This is a genomic window from [Micrococcus luteus] ATCC 49442 (assembly GCF_010367585.1).
Classification (GTDB): Bacteria; Actinomycetota; Actinomycetes; order Actinomycetales; family Micrococcaceae; genus Arthrobacter; species Arthrobacter luteus_A.
On sequence record NZ_JAAAXP010000001.1, the window covers coordinates 1,829,886 to 1,846,473 of the forward strand.

14 protein-coding genes are annotated in these 16,588 nt (G+C 66.7%); 9 read left to right on the plus strand and 5 right to left on the minus strand.

Annotation, left to right across the window (positions count from 1 at the left end):
• The first annotated feature begins 85 nt into the window (after positions 1 to 85).
• The 3 genes from GUV69_RS08205 to GUV69_RS08215 all read left to right on the plus strand — a co-directional run bounded on the left by GUV69_RS08205 (position 86) and on the right by GUV69_RS08215 (position 3,237).
• A complete protein-coding gene (locus GUV69_RS08205) occupies positions 86 to 1,903 on the plus strand; it encodes an acetyl/propionyl/methylcrotonyl-CoA carboxylase subunit alpha (RefSeq protein ID WP_244292654.1) in 1,818 nt (605 codons plus the stop codon).
• 18 nt (positions 1,904 to 1,921) lie between these two features.
• The gene (locus GUV69_RS08210) at positions 1,922 to 2,374 is read left to right on the plus strand and encodes a YybH family protein (protein ID WP_164201355.1); all 453 of its coding nucleotides are present in this window, start codon (positions 1,922 to 1,924) and stop codon (positions 2,372 to 2,374) included.
• A 131-nt stretch (positions 2,375 to 2,505) separates the two neighbouring features.
• Positions 2,506 to 3,237, plus strand: a complete 732-nt coding sequence (locus GUV69_RS08215) for a glutamine amidotransferase (protein WP_164201356.1) — start codon at positions 2,506 to 2,508, stop codon at positions 3,235 to 3,237.
• A 137-nt stretch (positions 3,238 to 3,374) separates the two neighbouring features.
• Here GUV69_RS08215 and GUV69_RS08220 read toward each other — a convergent pair whose 3' ends face one another.
• Complete coding sequence (locus GUV69_RS08220) at positions 3,375 to 4,787, minus strand: MFS transporter (protein ID WP_164201357.1); 1,413 nt, start codon at positions 4,785 to 4,787, stop codon at positions 3,375 to 3,377.
• Positions 4,788 to 5,062: 275 nt separating this feature from the next.
• Between GUV69_RS08220 and GUV69_RS08225 the strand changes: the two genes are divergently transcribed.
• From GUV69_RS08225 to GUV69_RS08240, 4 genes are all read left to right on the plus strand, one after another.
• Positions 5,063 to 6,538 (plus strand): MFS transporter, encoded by a 1,476-nt coding sequence (locus GUV69_RS08225; RefSeq protein WP_164201358.1) that lies wholly within the window; start codon positions 5,063 to 5,065, stop codon positions 6,536 to 6,538.
• 1 nt (position 6,539) lies between these two features.
• Complete coding sequence (locus tag GUV69_RS08230; RefSeq protein ID WP_164201360.1) at positions 6,540 to 8,747, plus strand: molybdopterin oxidoreductase family protein; 2,208 nt, start codon at positions 6,540 to 6,542, stop codon at positions 8,745 to 8,747.
• On the plus strand, positions 8,744 to 10,306 hold the full coding sequence (locus GUV69_RS08235; RefSeq protein ID WP_164201362.1) for an FAD-dependent oxidoreductase: 1,563 nt from the start codon (positions 8,744 to 8,746) through the stop codon (positions 10,304 to 10,306). Before GUV69_RS08230 ends, GUV69_RS08235 begins: the two co-directional genes overlap by 4 nt.
• An 80-nt stretch (positions 10,307 to 10,386) precedes the next feature.
• Entirely contained in the window at positions 10,387 to 11,094 is a 708-nt protein-coding gene (locus GUV69_RS08240; RefSeq protein ID WP_164201364.1) for a hypothetical protein, read from the plus strand.
• Positions 11,095 to 11,130: 36 nt separating this feature from the next.
• Here GUV69_RS08240 and GUV69_RS08245 read toward each other — a convergent pair whose 3' ends face one another.
• From GUV69_RS08245 to GUV69_RS08255, 3 genes are all read right to left on the minus strand, one after another.
• Positions 11,131 to 11,682 (minus strand): flavodoxin domain-containing protein, encoded by a 552-nt coding sequence (locus tag GUV69_RS08245; RefSeq protein ID WP_164201366.1) that lies wholly within the window; start codon positions 11,680 to 11,682, stop codon positions 11,131 to 11,133.
• Between the two features lie 62 nt (positions 11,683 to 11,744).
• On the minus strand, positions 11,745 to 11,930 hold the full coding sequence (locus tag GUV69_RS08250; protein ID WP_164201368.1) for a PspC domain-containing protein: 186 nt from the start codon (positions 11,928 to 11,930) through the stop codon (positions 11,745 to 11,747).
• 23 nt (positions 11,931 to 11,953) lie between these two features.
• On the minus strand, positions 11,954 to 13,372 hold the full coding sequence (locus GUV69_RS08255; RefSeq protein WP_164201370.1) for an NAD(P)H-quinone dehydrogenase: 1,419 nt from the start codon (positions 13,370 to 13,372) through the stop codon (positions 11,954 to 11,956).
• A 117-nt stretch (positions 13,373 to 13,489) separates the two neighbouring features.
• On the opposite strand from GUV69_RS08255, the gene GUV69_RS08260 reads away from it, so the two are divergent.
• Complete coding sequence (locus tag GUV69_RS08260; protein WP_164201372.1) at positions 13,490 to 14,308, plus strand: purine-nucleoside phosphorylase; 819 nt, start codon at positions 13,490 to 13,492, stop codon at positions 14,306 to 14,308.
• A 66-nt stretch (positions 14,309 to 14,374) separates the two neighbouring features.
• Positions 14,375 to 16,156, plus strand: a complete 1,782-nt coding sequence (locus GUV69_RS08265) for a phospho-sugar mutase (RefSeq protein WP_164201374.1) — start codon at positions 14,375 to 14,377, stop codon at positions 16,154 to 16,156.
• Between the two features lie 9 nt (positions 16,157 to 16,165).
• Here GUV69_RS08265 and nirD read toward each other — a convergent pair whose 3' ends face one another.
• Positions 16,166 to 16,540, minus strand: coding sequence for a nitrite reductase small subunit NirD (nirD, locus tag GUV69_RS08270; protein WP_164201376.1), 375 nt, complete (start codon positions 16,538 to 16,540; stop codon positions 16,166 to 16,168).
• Positions 16,541 to 16,588: the final 48 nt, after the last annotated feature.

The window sequence follows — 16,588 nt, forward strand, 5'->3', positions numbered from 1 at the left end:
GCCTGTTTACACGCGGAAACCGCAAGTAATATCGGCGGAACCCTCAAAATCGCGCTAGGCTCCCTGAAGGAAAGAAGGAGACGCCTTGTCAGCAATTTTGGAGCAGTCCGCAAGTCCCGTGCAGTCGAACCTCACCAAGGTGCTGATCGCCAACCGCGGCGAAATCGCAGTTCGGATCATCCGCGCGGCACGTGATGAAGGCATCGCCTCCGTGGCTGTCTACGCCGATCCCGACCGGGACGCCCTTCATGTCCGGCTTGCCGACGAGGCCTACTCGCTGGGCGGCAACACCGCTGCCGAGTCCTATCTGGTGATGGATAAGATCATCGATGCTGCCCGCCAGTCCGGTGCAGACGCCATCCACCCCGGCTACGGCTTCCTCGCCGAAAACGCCCAGTTCGCGGCCAAGGTCATCGAAGCCGGCATCACCTGGATCGGCCCGTCCCCCGAGGCCATCTCCGCCCTCGGCGACAAAGTGCAGGCGCGCCACATCGCCGAGAAAGTGGGCGCACCCCAGGTCCCCGGCACCGCCGACCCCGTGCAGTCGGCCGAGGAAATCCTCGAATTCGTGGACAAGTTCGGCCTGCCCGTGGCCATCAAGGCCGCCTTCGGCGGCGGCGGCCGCGGCATCAAGGTGGCCCGCACCCGCGAGGAAATCCCCGAACTGTTCGACTCCGCCGTCCGTGAAGCGACGGCCGCCTTCGGCCGCGGCGAGTGCTTCATCGAGCGCTTCCTGGACGCCCCGCGCCACGTCGAAACCCAGTGCCTCGCCGACGCCCACGGCAACGTGGTGGTGGTATCCACCCGCGACTGCTCCCTGCAGCGCCGGAACCAGAAGCTGGTCGAAGAGGCCCCGGCGCCCTTCCTCACTGAAGAGCAGAACCGCCGGCTCTACGAATCCTCCAAAGCCATCCTGAAGGAAGCCGGCTACCTCGGCGCCGGCACCTGCGAATTCCTGGTGGGCCAGGACGGCACCATCTCCTTCCTCGAGGTCAACACCCGCCTCCAGGTGGAGCACTGCGTCTCCGAAGAGGTCACCGGCATCGACCTGGTCCGCGAACAGTTCCGGCTGGCCCGCGGCGAGGCACTGGGCTACGGCGACCCCGAAGTCCGGGGCCACTCGATCGAATTCCGCATCACCGGCGAGGACCCGGGCCGCAACTTCATGCCTGCCCCGGGAACCATCACCACCCTGAAGAACCCCACGGGCCCGGGCATTCGGATCGACTCCGGCGTGGAGCAGGGCGACGTGATCAGCGGCAACTTCGACTCGATGCTGTCCAAGCTGATCGTTACGGGCGCCACCCGCGCCCAGGCCCTGCAGCGCTCCCGCCGTGCCCTGGAGGAAATGGTGGTGGAAGGCATCCCCACTGTTATCCCCTTCGACCTTGCCGTGGTCAGCGACCCCGACTTTGCCCCGGCCGAGGGACCTTTTAAGGTCCACACCCGCTGGATCGAAACCGAATTCGTCAACAACCTTCCCGCCTGGACGCCGGATGGAACCGGCGCGTCCGCCGACGACACTGAGGAACGCCAGCGCGTGGTGGTTGAAGTTGGCGGCAAGCGGCTCGAAGTGGTCCTGCCGGCCTCCCTGGGCGCCATCAGCACCGGTTCCGGCGGCGGGAACGCCAGGGCCGGCAAGTCCAAAAAACGGCTCCGCTCGGGCGGCGCTGCGGCGGCCGCCACCGGCAATTCCCTGACCTCGCCCATGCAGGGCACCATCGTCAAGGTTGCCGTGGCCAACGGCGACGTTGTGGCCGAAGGCGACCTTGTGGTGGTGCTGGAAGCCATGAAGATGGAACAGCCCCTCACCGCCCACCGTCCCGGAACCATTACCGGACTCGGTGCCGTGGCCGGTGAGACGGTTTCGGCCGGCGCCGTCATCGCCACGATCGAAGACTAGATCCCGCCGGAGGCACCCATGCTCGCACCCAGTTTTGAAGAAGAAGTTGACCGATACCACCTGGCGGTTCCGGAGATCACCCGCGGCAATCCCGGGCCGGTCAAGGACCTTTACTCCCGGCTTGACGACGTCACACTGGCCAATCCGTTCGGCGGGATAGCCCGCGGCTGGGCCCAGGTGGAGGCCCGGCTGGACCAGGCCTCCCGGCAGTTCCAGGACGGCGAGATGCTGGGCTTTGACACCATCACGTCCTATACCGCACGCGACACCGCCTTCCTTGTGGAGACCGAACACTTCCGGGCCCGCCTGGAGGGCGCCCCGCTGACCGAGGAGTTCGCGCTTCGGGTGACCAGCGTCTTCCGCCGCGAAGAGGGCTATTGGAAGCTGGTCCACCGGCATGCCGATCCCGCCGCCCGGCCGCAGTCCCGGCGGTCCTTCGTTCAGCCGACAGGTCAGCCTGCCGGACACTGACACCACTGTCCATCCCAACTAGGTAGCGCTATCTGTCGTTATGAGTGCTCAAAACGACAGATACCGCTACCTACTTGGGAGGGCGGGGCCGCGCTCTGGCGTTGCACTTCGGCCCGGGGCACACTTAGCGTGTGAAGCCTTTCCTGCTCCTGGCCTCCCGGGCCGAAGACGCCGCCGCCGAGGACGAGTATGCCGCCTACCTCCGGTACGGCGGCCTGGCACCTGAACAGCTCCGGCGCATCCGGCTGGAGGCTGCTCCCCTGCCGGACCTGGATCTCTCGGAATACTCCGGCGTGATTGTCGGCGGCAGTCCCTTTACCTCGAGTGATCCTGCCGACCACAAGAGCGCCACCCAGCACCGCGTGGAGCGGGAACTTGCCGCGCTGCTGGACCGGATCGTGGACCAGGACTTTCCGTTCCTCGGCGCCTGCTACGGGGTGGGGACGCTGGGAACCCACCAGGGTGCGGTCATCGACAGGACGTTCGGCGAGCCCCTGGGCGGCGTGGAGATCGAACTGACGGACGCCGGCGCAGCGGACCCTGTCCTGCGCGGGATGCCCCGCCGGTTTACCGCCTTCACGGGCCACAAGGAGGCCTGCACCTCGCTGCCCCCGCATGCGGTGCTGCTGGCGTCCTCCCAGGCCTGCCCCGTCCAGATGTTCCGGATCAAAGAAAACCTGTACGCCACGCAGTTCCATCCCGAACTGGATGTTGAGGGCCTGGTCACCCGGATCGATATCTACCGCCATGCCGGGTACTTCCCGCCCGAGTCCGCGGAGGACCTCATGGCGGCGGCCCGCCGGTTCACGGTCACGGAGCCCATGACCATCCTGAAGAACTTCGCGGCCCGCTACGCAAGCTGAGCCCCGCACGCAGGGTGCGCCCCGCCGTCGTGCGTTCCTGCCCGGTTGCCTGGCCCCCGGACGCAGAAATGCCCGGCGCGTTCCCCGGAATATCAGGGAACGCGCCGGGCATTTCCGGCACTAACCGGGCTGGAACGTCAGGCTACGTTGTTCTCGTAGTCCGTGTCCTTGGTTTCCTTGCTGACGAACAGCGCGAACAGCGTCAGGACCGACATCGAGGTGAGGTAGACGCCCACCAGCACCGGGCTGCCCTTCGCCATTTCCCACAGCCACACGGCGATGAACGGTGCAACGGCCGCGCCCAGGATGCTGGAGAAGTTGTAGGCGATGGCCGAACCGGTGTACCGGACGTTGGTGGGGAACAGCTCCGGCAGGATGGCGCCCATAGGTCCGAACGTGAGTCCCATCAGCGAGAAGCCGATGATCAGCAGGGCCATGGTGCCCACAAAGCCGCCGCTGAAGAGCGGGACGAACAGCAGGCCGAAGACAAAGATGCCGGCCGTTACGGCAAGCAGCATCTTGCGGCGGCCGTACTTTTCGGCGAGCGGCCCGGAGACCAGGGTGAAGATGCCGAAGAACACAACGCCGGCAATCAGCATCCAGAGGAAGTCGTTGCGGGTGAAGCCCAGCCCCGGAACGAATGCAGCGGCTGCTGCTTCGGACATGGGCTTGCCGGCCTTTTCTGCGGCTGCCTTGGCGGCGTCCAGGCTTGAGGCGCGGGTGCCGTAGGTCAGTGTGAACGTGGTCATCAGGTAGAAGAGCACGTACGTGGCGAGCATGATGAACGTACCCAGGATCAGGCTGCGCCAGCTGGTCTTGAAGACGCGGGCCAGGGGCAGCTTGGCAACTTCCTTGGACTCGAGGACCTTGGTGAAAGCAGGCGTTTCGATCAGCTTGAGACGGACGTACAGCCCGATGATGACCATAACGGCGCTGAGCAGGAACGGCACACGCCAGCCCCAGGCGAGGAAGTCGGCCGGTGACAGGGCGTAGCTGGCCACGAGGAAGATGACGTTGGCGATGATAAAGCCGATGGGCGCGCCAAGCTGGGGGAACGTGCCGTAGATGGCGCGCTTGTTGGCGGGGGCGTTCTCGGTGGCCAGGAGGGCCGCGCCGCTCCACTCGCCGCCGAGGGCCAGGCCCTGGGCGAAGCGCATCACCACGAGGAGGGCCGGGGCCCAGAACTGCCAGCCCGGAACGAGCGCCGTAGGCAGGCAGCCGATCAGGAAGGTCGCGATGCCCATGGTCAGCAGCGAGGCCACCAGGGTGCCCTTGCGGCCGAACTTGTCACCGAAGTGGCCAAAGACAATGGACCCCAGCGGGCGGGCGACGAAGGCCACGCCGAAGACGGCGAAGGAGCTCAGCAGCTGCGTGGTCTCGTTCTGGTTGGGGAAAAACAGCGCCGGGAAGACCAGCACAGCGGCGGTCGCGTAGACGTAGAAGTCATAGAACTCAACGGTGGTGCCGATCAGGCTGGCCACAATCACGCGGCCGCGCGAGTTCACCGCCTTGGGCGATCCTGGCTCCGCGGTGGTTTGTGTGGATGACATTATGAACACTTTCATGAGAACCGGCCCGGGCATGGGGGCAGCCCGGCGCGCGTTTAGTTAGAGTTCAATATTAGTTCCCGGCGTCCAGTCAATGGACAAAAGGTCCAGGATGTGGACTTGTGGGCTTTGTCTCAGTTCTGGCTACTCTACGCCGCCTCACACCGTTGCGGGACCCCCAGATAGGCAAATGTCACAGCGCGTTAACAAAGCGCGACCGTCCGCGAAACGCGCTGTCCCTACCTTGGAAGAACAACATCCCCAAGAGGAGGTACACCGTGACTGTTGATCGCAGCGCAGATGCCGGCACCGGCAATTCCGTAGATATAGACACCGACCCGTTGCACAAAGGCGTGTCTTCATCCGCCAGCGCACAGCCCGGCTCCACCCGCACAACCCATGCACCCGCCCTGGAATTCCTTCCCGGCCGCTGGATCGCCAACTGGAACGCCGAGAACAAAGAGCAGTGGGAGTCCGCCGGCCGCGCGATCGCCCGCCGCAACCTGAACTGGTCCATCTTCGCCGAGTTCCTCGGCTTCGTCGTCTGGCAGCTGTGGTCCATCGTGGTGGTCCAGCTCCCGGCAGCCGGCTTCACCTTCACTACCTCGGAAATCTTCTGGCTGATCTCGATGCCCAGCCTGGTGGGCGCCACGCTCCGCATCCCCTACACCTTTATGGTTCCCCGCTTCGGCGGCCGGAACTGGACCATTGTGTCCGCGCTCCTCCTCCTGATCCCCGCCATCGGCCTGGGACTCTGTGTCTCCAACCCGGAAACCCCGTTCGGCGTCATGCTGTTCGTGGCAGCCCTGGCCGGCTTCGGCGGCGGCAACTTCGCCAGCTCGATGGCCAACATCACCTTCTTCTACCCCGCCCGCGAAAAGGGCTGGGCGCTGGGCCTGAACGCCGCCGGCGGCAACATGGGTGCCGCCGTGGCACAGCTCGCCGTCCCGATTGTCATCACCCTGCTCGCCGTGGGCAGCGTGAACCTGCCGATGGCCGGCTGGATGTGGGTCCCGTTCATCCTGATCGCCGCATTTGGTGCCTGGAAGTACATGGACAACCTCACCAGCGCCAAGGGGGACGTGGCCGGTTCCGTGGCCGCCCTGAAGGAACCGCACCTGTGGATCATGGCCCTGCTCTACATCGGCACGTTCGGTTCGTTCATCGGCTTCGCCGGTGTGTTCCCGAAGCTCATCAAGGACTACTTCCCGGCGTTCTCCTCCATTGGAGTCGGCACCGTGGCACTGTCGCTGGCCTTCCTTGGCCCGCTGGTCGGTTCACTGGCCCGCCCCTACGGCGGCCGGATGGCTGACCGCATGGGCGGCGCCCGGATGACCGTGGCTGCGTTCGCGTCCATGGCCGTGATCACGCTGACCATGATCTGGACCCTTCCGCTGAAGAACTTCTGGCTCTTCCTTGTCCTGTTCCTGATGCTCTTCACCGCCAGCGGCTTCGGCAACGGCGCAACCTACCGGATGATCCCCATCATCTTCGCCACGAACAGCCGTGCCGCCCGGAAGGGTGCCGACTCGGTGGCCACCCAGCGGCTCGCCTCCTCAGCCCTCGGCCTCATCTCGGCCATCGGCGCCTACGGCGGCTTCGTGATCCCGCAGGTCCTCAACGCCTCCAACACCGCCAGCGGCTCCTACACCCCGGCGTTCTACGGTTTCGTCGGAGCCTACGTCCTGATGCTGGCAGTCTGCTGGTTCTTCTACATCCGCAACGCCAACCGAAACGCGATGGGACACGTCTAACATGACCAAAAGCGCCGACACGCACTGCCCTTACTGCGCCCTGCAGTGCGCCATGACGCTGACGTCTCCAGCGGAACTGACCCCGGCTTCCGAGCCGGGGTCAGTTCCCGTGCCCGCCGGGCCGGCTTCCGCACCGGGCCCCGTCCTTGAGGTAGCCGGACGCGATTTCCCCACCAACCGCGGCGGCCTGTGCCGGAAGGGCTGGACCTCAGCCACGCTCCTGAATCACGCCGGGCGCGTCACCGAACCGCTCCTGAAGGGCGCAGACGGCATCCACCGTCCCATCGGCTGGGACCAGGCCCTTGCTTTGGTCACCACAGCGGTCAGGGACACCCAGGCACGCTACGGAAAGGACGCCGTCGGCGTTTTTGGCGGCGGCGGCCTCACCAACGAGAAGGCCTACATGCTGGGCAAGTTCGCCCGCCTGGCCCTCGGCACTTCCCGCATCGATTACAACGGCCGGTTCTGTATGTCCTCAGCGGCGGCCGCCGGGATGCGGGCCTTCGGCGTTGACCGCGGCCTGCCGTTCCCGCTCACGGACCTGGACGCCGCCAGCACCATCCTGATGCTGGGCTCCAACGTCGCCGAGACGATGCCGCCGTTTGTGCAGCACCTCCAGGGCGCCCGCGACGCCGGCGGGCTGATTGTTGTTGATCCCCGCCGGTCAGCCACGGCAAAGTTCACGGCCGACGGCGGCGGACTTCACCTGCAGCCCCTCCCGGGCACCGACCTCACCCTCCTGCTGGGCCTCTCGCACGTGATCATCCACGAAGGCCTGGCGGACGAAGGCTTCATCGCGGCCCGCACCACCGGCTACGACGCCGTGGTCCGCAGCGTCAACTCCTTCTGGCCCGAGCGGGTCCAGTCCATCACCGGCGTCCCGGCGGAGCTCATCCGCGAAACCGCCCGCAGGCTTGCCGACGGCGCCCGCAAGGGCGGCAGCTACATCCTCACCGGCCGCGGCGTGGAACAGCACGTCGACGGCACGGACACCGCCACTGCAGCGATCAACCTCAGCCTCCTCCTCGGCCTGCCCGGCTCACGCCGCAGCGGCTACGGCACGCTCACCGGCCAGGGCAATGGCCAGGGCGGGCGGGAGCACGGCCAGAAGGCGGACCAGCTCCCCGGCTACCGCAAGATCACCGACCCCGCCGCACGCGCTCACATGGCCGGCGTCTGGGGCGTCCCGGAGGAGAGTATTCCCGGGCCGGGCCTTCCCGCCGTCCAGCTCCTGAAGTCTCTGGGACAGCCCGACGGCGTCCGCTGCCTTCTGGTGCATGCCTCCAACATCGCGGTGGCCTCCCCCGACGCGAACGCCGTCATCGCCGGGCTCCGCAGCCTGGACTTCCTGGTGGTGTGCGATTTCTTTATGTCCGAGACCGCCGCCGAGGCCGACCTCGTCCTGCCGGTCCTGCAGTGGGCCGAGGAAGAAGGCACACTGACCAACCTTGAGGGCCGTGTCCTGCGCCGCCGCCGGGCCATCCAGCCTCCCGCAGGCGCCCGCAGCGAGCTGTGGATCATGGCCCGGCTGGCCGAGGCCCTGGATGCCCCCTCCACCTACAGCGAGGACCCGGAAACGGTGTTCGAGGAGCTTCGCCTGGCCTCCGCCGGCGGCCTGGCCGACTACTCGGGCATCGACTACGCCATGCTGGACCGCGGCGAGGCGGCTTACTGGCCGTACCCCGCAGGCACCACCGGCACGCCGCGGCTCTTCCTGGACAGCTTTGCGCACCCCCACGGAAAGGCGGTTATGACCGCGGTGACGCCGCGCCGCCGTCGGACGCCTGCTGCCAATCCCGATCCGGCCGCGACAACCATGACCCTCATCACGGGCCGCCTCCTGGAGCACTACCAGTCCGGCTCCCAGACACGGCGAGTGTCCGAGCTGCTGGCAACCCAGCCCGAGGCGAAGGTGCAGCTGCACCCGGCCGCCGCCAGCGCGATGGGCATCACCGAGGGCTCCTTTGTTTCGGTGGCCAACGAACGCGGCGAGGTGGTCTGCCGGGCCGAACTGAGCACCGCGATCCGCCAGGAGACGGTGTTCCTGCCCTTCCACTTCCCGGAACTCGAAAGCGCCAACCGCCTCACGGAGGCCGCCACGGACCCCGTCTCGGGGATGCCCGAGTTCAAGTTCAACAAGGTCTGGGTCCGGGCCGCGGCTCCGTCCGATCTTCAGCACAACGTTCTTCAAACGACGGAGGCCTCATGAGCGAGCAGATTGTCATTGTCGGATTCGGCCCGGTGGCAGCCCGCCTGATCGATGAACTGCTGCCTGCGGTCCGCGACGGGCACGTCCGCCTGACGGTAGTGGGCGAAGAAGCAGAAGCCGCCTACAACCGCGTCCTTGTTGCCGATCTGGGCGTGGGCCGCACCACGGCCGATGCCCTGGCGCTGTCCGACGCCGCAGCCCTGATCGCCGACGGCGTAGACGTCCGCCTGGGCGTGAGGGTCCGCCGCGTGGACCGGGCCCGCCAGCAGGTGCTCCTCACGGACGGCAGCACGGCCCACTACGAGCGCCTCGTTTTCGCCACGGGTTCCCGCCCCGTCATACCCAACCTCACCGGCATCAACCCGGACCCCGCCTCCCCCGTCCTTCCGGCCGGCGTCACGGCGCTCCGGGACCTGCGTGACGCTTCGGTCTTGCGCGCAGCGGTCGACGGCGGCAAGCGCGTGGTGGTGCTCGGCGGCGGTGTCCTGGGCCTCGAGACAGCCCTCGCCGCGGCCGAGGAAGGTGCCACCGTCACCGTGGTCCACAACGGTCCGCACCCGCTGGGCCGCAACATCGACCGCGGCGGCGGCGCCGTTCTCGCGGCCAGCCTTCGCCGGTGCGGCGTGCGGATGGCCGGCAATGCCCGGTCCACCGGGGTAGAGCACAACGCTCCCGACGGCGGATTCTCGGCACTGCTCCTCGATGACGGTTCCGCAATCGACGGCGACCTCCTGGTGCTGTCGTGCGGCGTCCGGCCGCGGACCGAGCTCGCAGAGGGCTGCGGCCTGTCCACCGGCACGGGAATCCTCGTTGACCACCGGCTCCGTGCGCACCACGAGCCGCACATCTTTGCCATCGGTGACTGCGCCGAGGTGCGCTGCCCGGACCCCGCCTGCAATGAGTGCCGCACCGCGAAGGGCCCGTCCGGTCTGGTGGGACCGGGGTGGCGGCAGGCCGAATGGCTGGCCGAATACCTGACCCTGCTGGCCACCGCCACGCAGGACGAGGCCGACGCCCTGGCGGAGCTGCCCCAGGAACAGGCCGGCGTGATTGTGCTCAAGGCCCGCGGCATGAACATGGCAGTGGCCGGGGACAACGCGGCCGATCCGTGGGACGAGGAAGCCCTGACGGCCGGCGCTGTCAACGGCCGCCCGCGCCTGCAGATCGCCCAGTGGGCAGATCCCGAGCACGGCCGTTATGTCAAAATGACCACCCGCGGCGGCGTGCTCGAGGGCCTGGTGGCAGTGGGAATGCCGCGGACGGCCGCGGAGCTGGTGGGACTGTTCGAACGTGGTGCGGAGCTGCCGGCAGACAGGTCCCTGCTGCTGCGGCTGGACGGTCCGGACCAGCTGGCGTCCGCCGGCCCGGCCGATCCTGCAGGGACGGTGTGTCGCTGCGCCGGAGTCAGCGGGACGAAGATCCAGGGCGCCGTCGAAGAGGGCTGCTCCACCGTGGCCGAGGTGTCCAAGGCAACCCGCGCCGGCACCGGCTGCGGCGGCTGCCACGACGACATCAAGGGGCTCATCGAAAAACACTTCCAGGCGGCCCCCGCCGCCTGACTTGAGCTGAAGTCGGAAAGGCCGGACATGAGTGCGTAACGCGAATCGGCATGGTGGCGTGCGGAAGGTAGCATCGGGCCATGAATGCCGACGAAGACGACGACATCACCGAAGAACTGCTTGCCGACGCGCAGAAGCTGACCGGGCTGAGCCTGGAGCTGCTGGGCCTTGATCCGCATCCGGATGACATGACTGAAGACCAGCGGCTCCTGTTCGATCCGGAGGACCTGGCCGAAATGGCTGCCGTCCCTGCGGGCGAGCGCCAGAAGGCCGTGACGCAGACCCGGCTGCTGGCGGGCCTCCTCTGGAACTCATCCGGCGTTCTCCTCGATCAGCTCTTCCGCGACCTCGAAACGCTGCGCGGGCTGGATGCCGTCACCCCGTCAGATATCACCGGGTCCTCAGTGCTGTCCTCGCTGCCGCCCCAATTCGCGGCCAGCTACGACACGACGTTCACCCAGAAGTTCATCGTGGTCGCCTCCGACGTCGCCGCATCGCTGGGCCGCGGCTGGACCGCCCCCGGATGCCTCGCAGCAGAGCTGGCTGTCCGCTGCCTGCTTGACCAGGCGGAAATTACCGAGGACATCTACGAACTGGAGCTGCCCGAAGACTGGCGGGCACAGGTTGAGGAAGTCCTGTTGGAGGATGCAGACAGCCAGGCGCTGTACACGGGGCCGGACCCGGACGGCCCCGACGTTCCATCAGAAGACCGCGGCGATCTGCACGTCGAGCAGTGGTTCAAGCCCCTTTCACCAGGGGACGTGGTCCCGGCCTACGCCCGGTCCTGACGGGAACTGTCCTCAAGGGAACTGTCCTGACGGGCGCTAAGGCTGTGCCCCTCCCGTTGGTGCGGGCAGCCCCGCCAGGAAGTCTTCGGTGAAATGCTTCACCCCGTCCCACTCCGTGTAGACGTAATCGCGGGACGTATCCAGATCTGTGGAGCCCCTGTCCTTGGCAATCTTCTTCATCATCTGGCGTTTGAGGAAGTTGTAGCGGGTGTAGGACAGCGCCCCGGAGAACATTCCTACGTGGGCGGGATGCCAGTTCGTTTGTTCCTCGAACTCCGCCACATAGCCCTCCCCACCGTGCTCGTCTCCGTGGGCGGCCAGGCTGACTGAGATGAAGGCCGACGGCAACCGCTCCAGTTCTGAGCGGTTCTTCCGGACAAAGTCGACGACATATTTCTCATGCTTGCCTATGTGGACGGACGCTGCCACGATGACGGCATCCTGACCGTCCGGGAGGGAGTCTCCGGCGTGTTTGAGGTCCACGGTTTCCGCTTCGTGCCCGTGGGCCCCGATCAGCTCGGCTATGTACTCCACAATCCGGGCGGTCTGCCCCTCAACGCTTCCATACGGGATGTAGATCTTGGCCATGCTCCACTGTGTCCCCGCTGGAGCAGGGCAAACAGGGCCAAACGTCCCGCAGGAAACTGAGCCTAGGCCGGGGCCTTGGGAATCATGATCCACAGCGCGATGTAGACCAATTCACCGATCCCCACCAGGCCGAAGATGACAAAGCCGAGCCTGACCAGGAACTTCGGAACCCCGAAACGGGCAGACAGCGCGGCACACACGCCACCGATGAGTTTTCCGCTGCGGGGCCGCTCCAGTGCTGTAGTCATGAGGCCACGCTACCGCAGAACGGTCAGATGTGGACGTGCAGGCGCCGCGCCGCTTCCGAGATGGAACCGCTCAGCGAGGGGTACACCGTAAAGGTGCTGGCGACGTCGTCCACATGCAGTTTCTGCTTCACCGCGATGGAGATGGCGAAGATCAGTTCGGAGGCGTTCGGGCCCACCACAACTCCGCCGATGACGGTGCCGGAACCCTTGCGGGCGAAGATCTTGACGAAGCCGTCCTTGTTGTTGCGCATCTTGGCGCGGGCGTTGCTTTTCAGCGACAGCTTCACCACATCGCCCTGGTATTTCCCCGACTGGATCTCGGCCTCGGAGACGCCCACGTTGGCGATTTCCGGTGAAGTGAAGATGTTCGATGCCACCTGGTGCAGCTTGATGGGCGTCACGGCGTCACCCAGGAAGTGGGCGATCGCGATCCTGCCCTGCATCGCCGCAACCGAAGCCAGCGCGAGGACGCCGGTGCAGTCGCCCGCGGCGTAGATGTTCGGCGCACTGGTGCGGGAGACGCCGTCGACCTTGATGTGGCCGCTCTCTGAGAGCTCCACGCCGGCTTCTTCCAGCCCGATGCCGGCGGTGTTGGGGATGGACCCCACGCAGACCAGGCAGTGGCTGCCGGTGACTTTCGAGCCGTCCCCAAGGGTGACCACCACGCCGTCGTCCGTGCGCTCAACGCTCTCCGCGCGGGCCCTGGACAGGACGCGCACGCCGCGGCGTTCGAACACTTCCTCCAGCACCACTGCGGCGTCGGTGTCCGAACCGGGCAGCACCCGGTCGCGGCTGGAAATCAGGGTGACCTTGGAGCCCAGGCCGTTGTACGCGGAGGCGAACTCGGCCCCGGTCACGCCGGAACCCACCACAATGAGTTCCTCCGGCAGTTCGTCGAGGTCGTAAATCTGGGCCCAGTTCAGGATGCGTTCACCGTCGGGCCGCGCCGTGGGCAATTCACGGGGATGCGCGCCAACAGCCAGCAGGATGGTGTCCGCTTCGACGGTTTCAGTTCCGTCGGCCGTCAGCACTTCAATGGTGTGGTTGTCCACCAGCCTGCCCGAGCCCAGCAGGATGCGGATGTTCTGGTGCTGTTCCAAACCGGACGTGATGTCGCGGGACTGCTGGCGGGCCAGGCCCATCAGGCGGTCGTTGATGTGCTTGAGATCGGCCCGCATCACCGGCACGAAGTCCCCGCCGTCAACGTCGAACTTCACTCCCAGCTCCCCCGCCTCACCGACACGGGTCATCAGGTCCGCCGTGGCGATCAGCGTTTTGGAGGGCACGACGTCGGTGAGCACCGCCGAGCCGCCGAGGCCGGCACGTTCGATAATGGTGACCTGCGCTCCGAGGGAGGCCGCGACCATGGCGGCTTCGTATCCGCCAGGTCCACCTCCGAGGATTGCGATCCGGGGTGCGCTGAAGTCTGGGTGCGTAGTCACAATCAACCATTCTCTCCCCAATTGCGCCGGGACAACAATAAAGTGCCTGATTCATGGGGCGCATCACCGGCACCCGTGACGCTGTGCACATCGGTGGCGGCACGATAGTTTGTACCAGTGAGTAATGCAGACTTCCTGACCATGGACCCTTTTGACGCCGCCCGTGAAGCCGCTGAGTACATTGCCGAGAAGACCGGTGTGGCCAGCCATGACGTCGCCCTGGTGCTGGGATCGGGCTGGGCCGAAGCCGCCGACCTCATCGGCGAGACCACCGCGACCCTGGCCGCGGACGAGGTCCCCGGCTTCCACGCCCCGGCCGTGGTGGGGCATGTCGGCACCATCCGCTCCGTGCTCACTACGGAAGGCAAGCGCGCCCTTGTCCTGGGCGCCCGGACCCATTACTACGAAGGCAAGGGCGTCCGCGCTGTCGTCCACGGCATCCGCGCAGCCGCAGCGGCCGGCTGCAAGACCCTGGTCCTCACCAACGGCTGCGGCGGCATCAACGAAAGCTGGGTTCCGGGCACGCCGGTGCTCATCAAAGATCACATAAACCTCACCGGCACGTCCCCGCTGGAAGGCGCCACGTTCGTGGACCTGACAGATCTCTACAGTCCACGCATCCGGGCCCTCGCCCGTGAAGTGGATTCTTCACTGGACGAGGGCGTCTACGTCCAGTTCTCCGGACCGCACTACGAGACGCCCGCCGAGGTGCAGTACGCCAAGCGGATCGGCGCAGACCTGGTGGGCATGTCCACTGCCCTGGAAGCGATCGCGGGCCGCCATGCGGGCATGGAGGTCTTCGGCATTTCGCTGGTGACCAACCTGGCCGCCGGTATCAGCCCCATGCCGCTCAGCCACCAGGAAGTCCTCGAATCCGGTCAGGAAGCCGGGCCGCGCATCTCCAAGCTACTGGCAGGCATCATCGCCAAACTCTAAGCCAATGCGGGGCCGCCACCGAGTGTTCAGGACCGTTCCGGGAGCAATGACGATACCGTGGACCCCATGACGTCCTCCGATGCCGCCTCCTTGTACAGCCACGCCCGCGAATGGGCTGCCAAAGATCCGGATCCCGCCACAGCCGCCGCCCTCACGGAGCTGCTGCAGCTCGCCGAGGACGGTTCCCCCGCCGCCATGCAGGAACTGGCCGAGAGCTTCAGCGGCACCCTGCAGTTCGGCACCGCAGGCCTCCGCGCCGCCCTCGGACCCGGCCCGAACCGGATGAACCGCGTGGTGGTGCGCCGGGCCGCCGCCGGATTTGCTGCCTTCCTCGCTGATGCCGTAGGTGAGGCTGCGCCGGGAACACGGCCACGCGCCGTCGTCGGTTACGACGCCCGCCACAACTCGGACGTCTTCGCCGAGGAATCGGCAGCCATCTTCACCGCTGCCGGGATTGACACCTTCCTGATGCCTGCCGCGTTGCCCACTCCCCTGCTCGCGTTCGCCGTGCGGGCGCTAAATTGCGACGGCGGCGTGATGGTCACAGCCAGCCACAACCCGCCGCAGGATAACGGCTACAAGGTTTACCTTGGCCGCCACGCAGTGGAGGAAAGCGGCCGCGGCGCGCAGATCGTGGCGCCCTATGACGCACGCATCGCCGCGCGGATCGAGGCCGTGGGAGCGCTCGAGTCCATCGGCCTCGCCGCGGACGGCTGGACGGTGCTGGACCAGTCAGTTGCCGCTGACTACGAACGCGCGACGGCGGCGCTCGCCGACCCTGCCCGCTTCCCTTCCCGCGACCTGCGGATTGTCCTGACCCCCATGCACGGCGTCGGCGGTGAAACGGCCGTGGCGGTGCTGAAGGCGGCCGGCTTTGGTGATGTCACGCTCGTGGCGGAGCAGGCCGAACCGGATCCGGACTTTCCCACGGTGAGCTTCCCCAACCCGGAGGAACCGGGCGCCCTGGATCTGGCGCTGGAGACAGCCGCCCGGCTGGATGCTGACATTGTCCTGGCCAACGATCCCGACGCCGACCGTGCTGCCGTGGCGGCAAAGGATCCTGACACCGGCGCCTGGCGGATGCTGCGCGGGGATGAAGTGGGGGCACTGCTGGGGGCGCACATCGTGGCCCGGCTCGCGGCTGACAGCCCCGACAAGGCCGGCGACACCGGCCAGGCAGCCGCCGACACGGTGACCACGGAGACTGCCGGCGTGTTCGCCAATTCCATTGTGTCCTCACGGCTGCTCGCCCGGATTGCCGCGGCGGCAGGCTACGCGCACGAGGAAACGCTGACCGGCTTCAAGTGGATTTCCCGCGTGCCGGGGCTGCTGTACGGCTACGAGGAAGCGCTGGGCTACTGCGTTGCGCCGGACCTGGTCCGGGACAAGGACGGGATCTCGGCCGCTGTCCTCATCGCCGAGATGGCTGCGGCCGCAAAGGCTGAAGGCAAAACCGTCTTCGACACGCTGGATGAGCTCTCTCTCCGCCATGGCCTGCACGCGAGTGACCAGCTGAGCATCCGGGTGGCGGACCTGGGCCTGCTCGATGCCATGATGAACCGGCTGCGGGTCAGCCCGCCCGAAGCGTTCGGATCATCGGCGGTTGAATCGTTTGTGGACCTGGCCGAAGGGAGCGGCCAGTTGCCGCCCACGGATGGCCTGCTGTATTTGACCCGGGACCAGACCCGCGTGATCATCCGGCCCAGCGGCACAGAGCCGAAGCTCAAGTGCTATCTGGAAGTCCTCCACCCGGTGGAGTCCGCGGCCGAACTGCCGGAAGCCCGGCAGGCGGCCCGCCTCGCCCTCGATGCCGTGATCAGTGATGTCCGTGAGGCCCTCGGGCTGTAACGGATCCTGCTAGACCGCTACTTCGATGAAGCCGTCGGCAATGCGGGTGCGGAACGTCTCGAGGCGCACGGCTGCTGTTCCGAAGCATTCGCCGGTTTCCAGGTCGTAGACCTCTTTGTGCAGCGGCGATGCGATGGTGGGCCTGGTGCCGCGGGACCCCAGGATACCGCGCGCCATCACGTGGGCACCCGTCGCCGGGTCCTCGTGGGCGACGGCAAAAACCTCACTGGGGCCGGTCCGGAACAGCGCCACCTGGCGGCCCGCAATAAGCGCCGCTTCGCCCCAGGCGAGCTCAAGTTCGGCAACGGCACAAACCCGGTGCCAGCCGGCAGCGGTTTCGGTGGTGTCGGCGGTGAGCGCCCCAATTTCCAGTGTTGCCGTCATGTCCGGTTCAACTCCCCGTGCTTGTCTGTCTGTTTTGGCTGTCTGCCC

Excerpts from the sequence above, each read along its gene's own strand:
- GUV69_RS08220 (WP_164201357.1), bottom strand. The coding sequence starts at position 4,787 with ATGTCATCCACACAAACCACCGCGGAGCCAGGATCGCCCAAGGCGGTG.
- GUV69_RS08250 (WP_164201368.1), bottom strand. The coding sequence starts at position 11,930 with ATGACTACAGCACTGGAGCGGCCCCGCAGCGGAAAACTCATCGGTGGC.
- nirD (WP_164201376.1), bottom strand. The coding sequence starts at position 16,540 with ATGACGGCAACACTGGAAATTGGGGCGCTCACCGCCGACACCACCGAA.
- GUV69_RS08230 (WP_164201360.1), top strand. The coding sequence starts at position 6,540 with ATGACCAAAAGCGCCGACACGCACTGCCCTTACTGCGCCCTGCAGTGC.
- GUV69_RS08210 (WP_164201355.1), top strand. The coding sequence starts at position 1,922 with ATGCTCGCACCCAGTTTTGAAGAAGAAGTTGACCGATACCACCTGGCG.
- GUV69_RS08240 (WP_164201364.1), top strand. The coding sequence starts at position 10,387 with ATGAATGCCGACGAAGACGACGACATCACCGAAGAACTGCTTGCCGAC.
- GUV69_RS08235 (WP_164201362.1), top strand. The coding sequence starts at position 8,744 with ATGAGCGAGCAGATTGTCATTGTCGGATTCGGCCCGGTGGCAGCCCGC.
- GUV69_RS08265 (WP_164201374.1), top strand. The coding sequence starts at position 14,375 with ATGACGTCCTCCGATGCCGCCTCCTTGTACAGCCACGCCCGCGAATGG.
- GUV69_RS08245 (WP_164201366.1), bottom strand. The coding sequence starts at position 11,682 with ATGGCCAAGATCTACATCCCGTATGGAAGCGTTGAGGGGCAGACCGCC.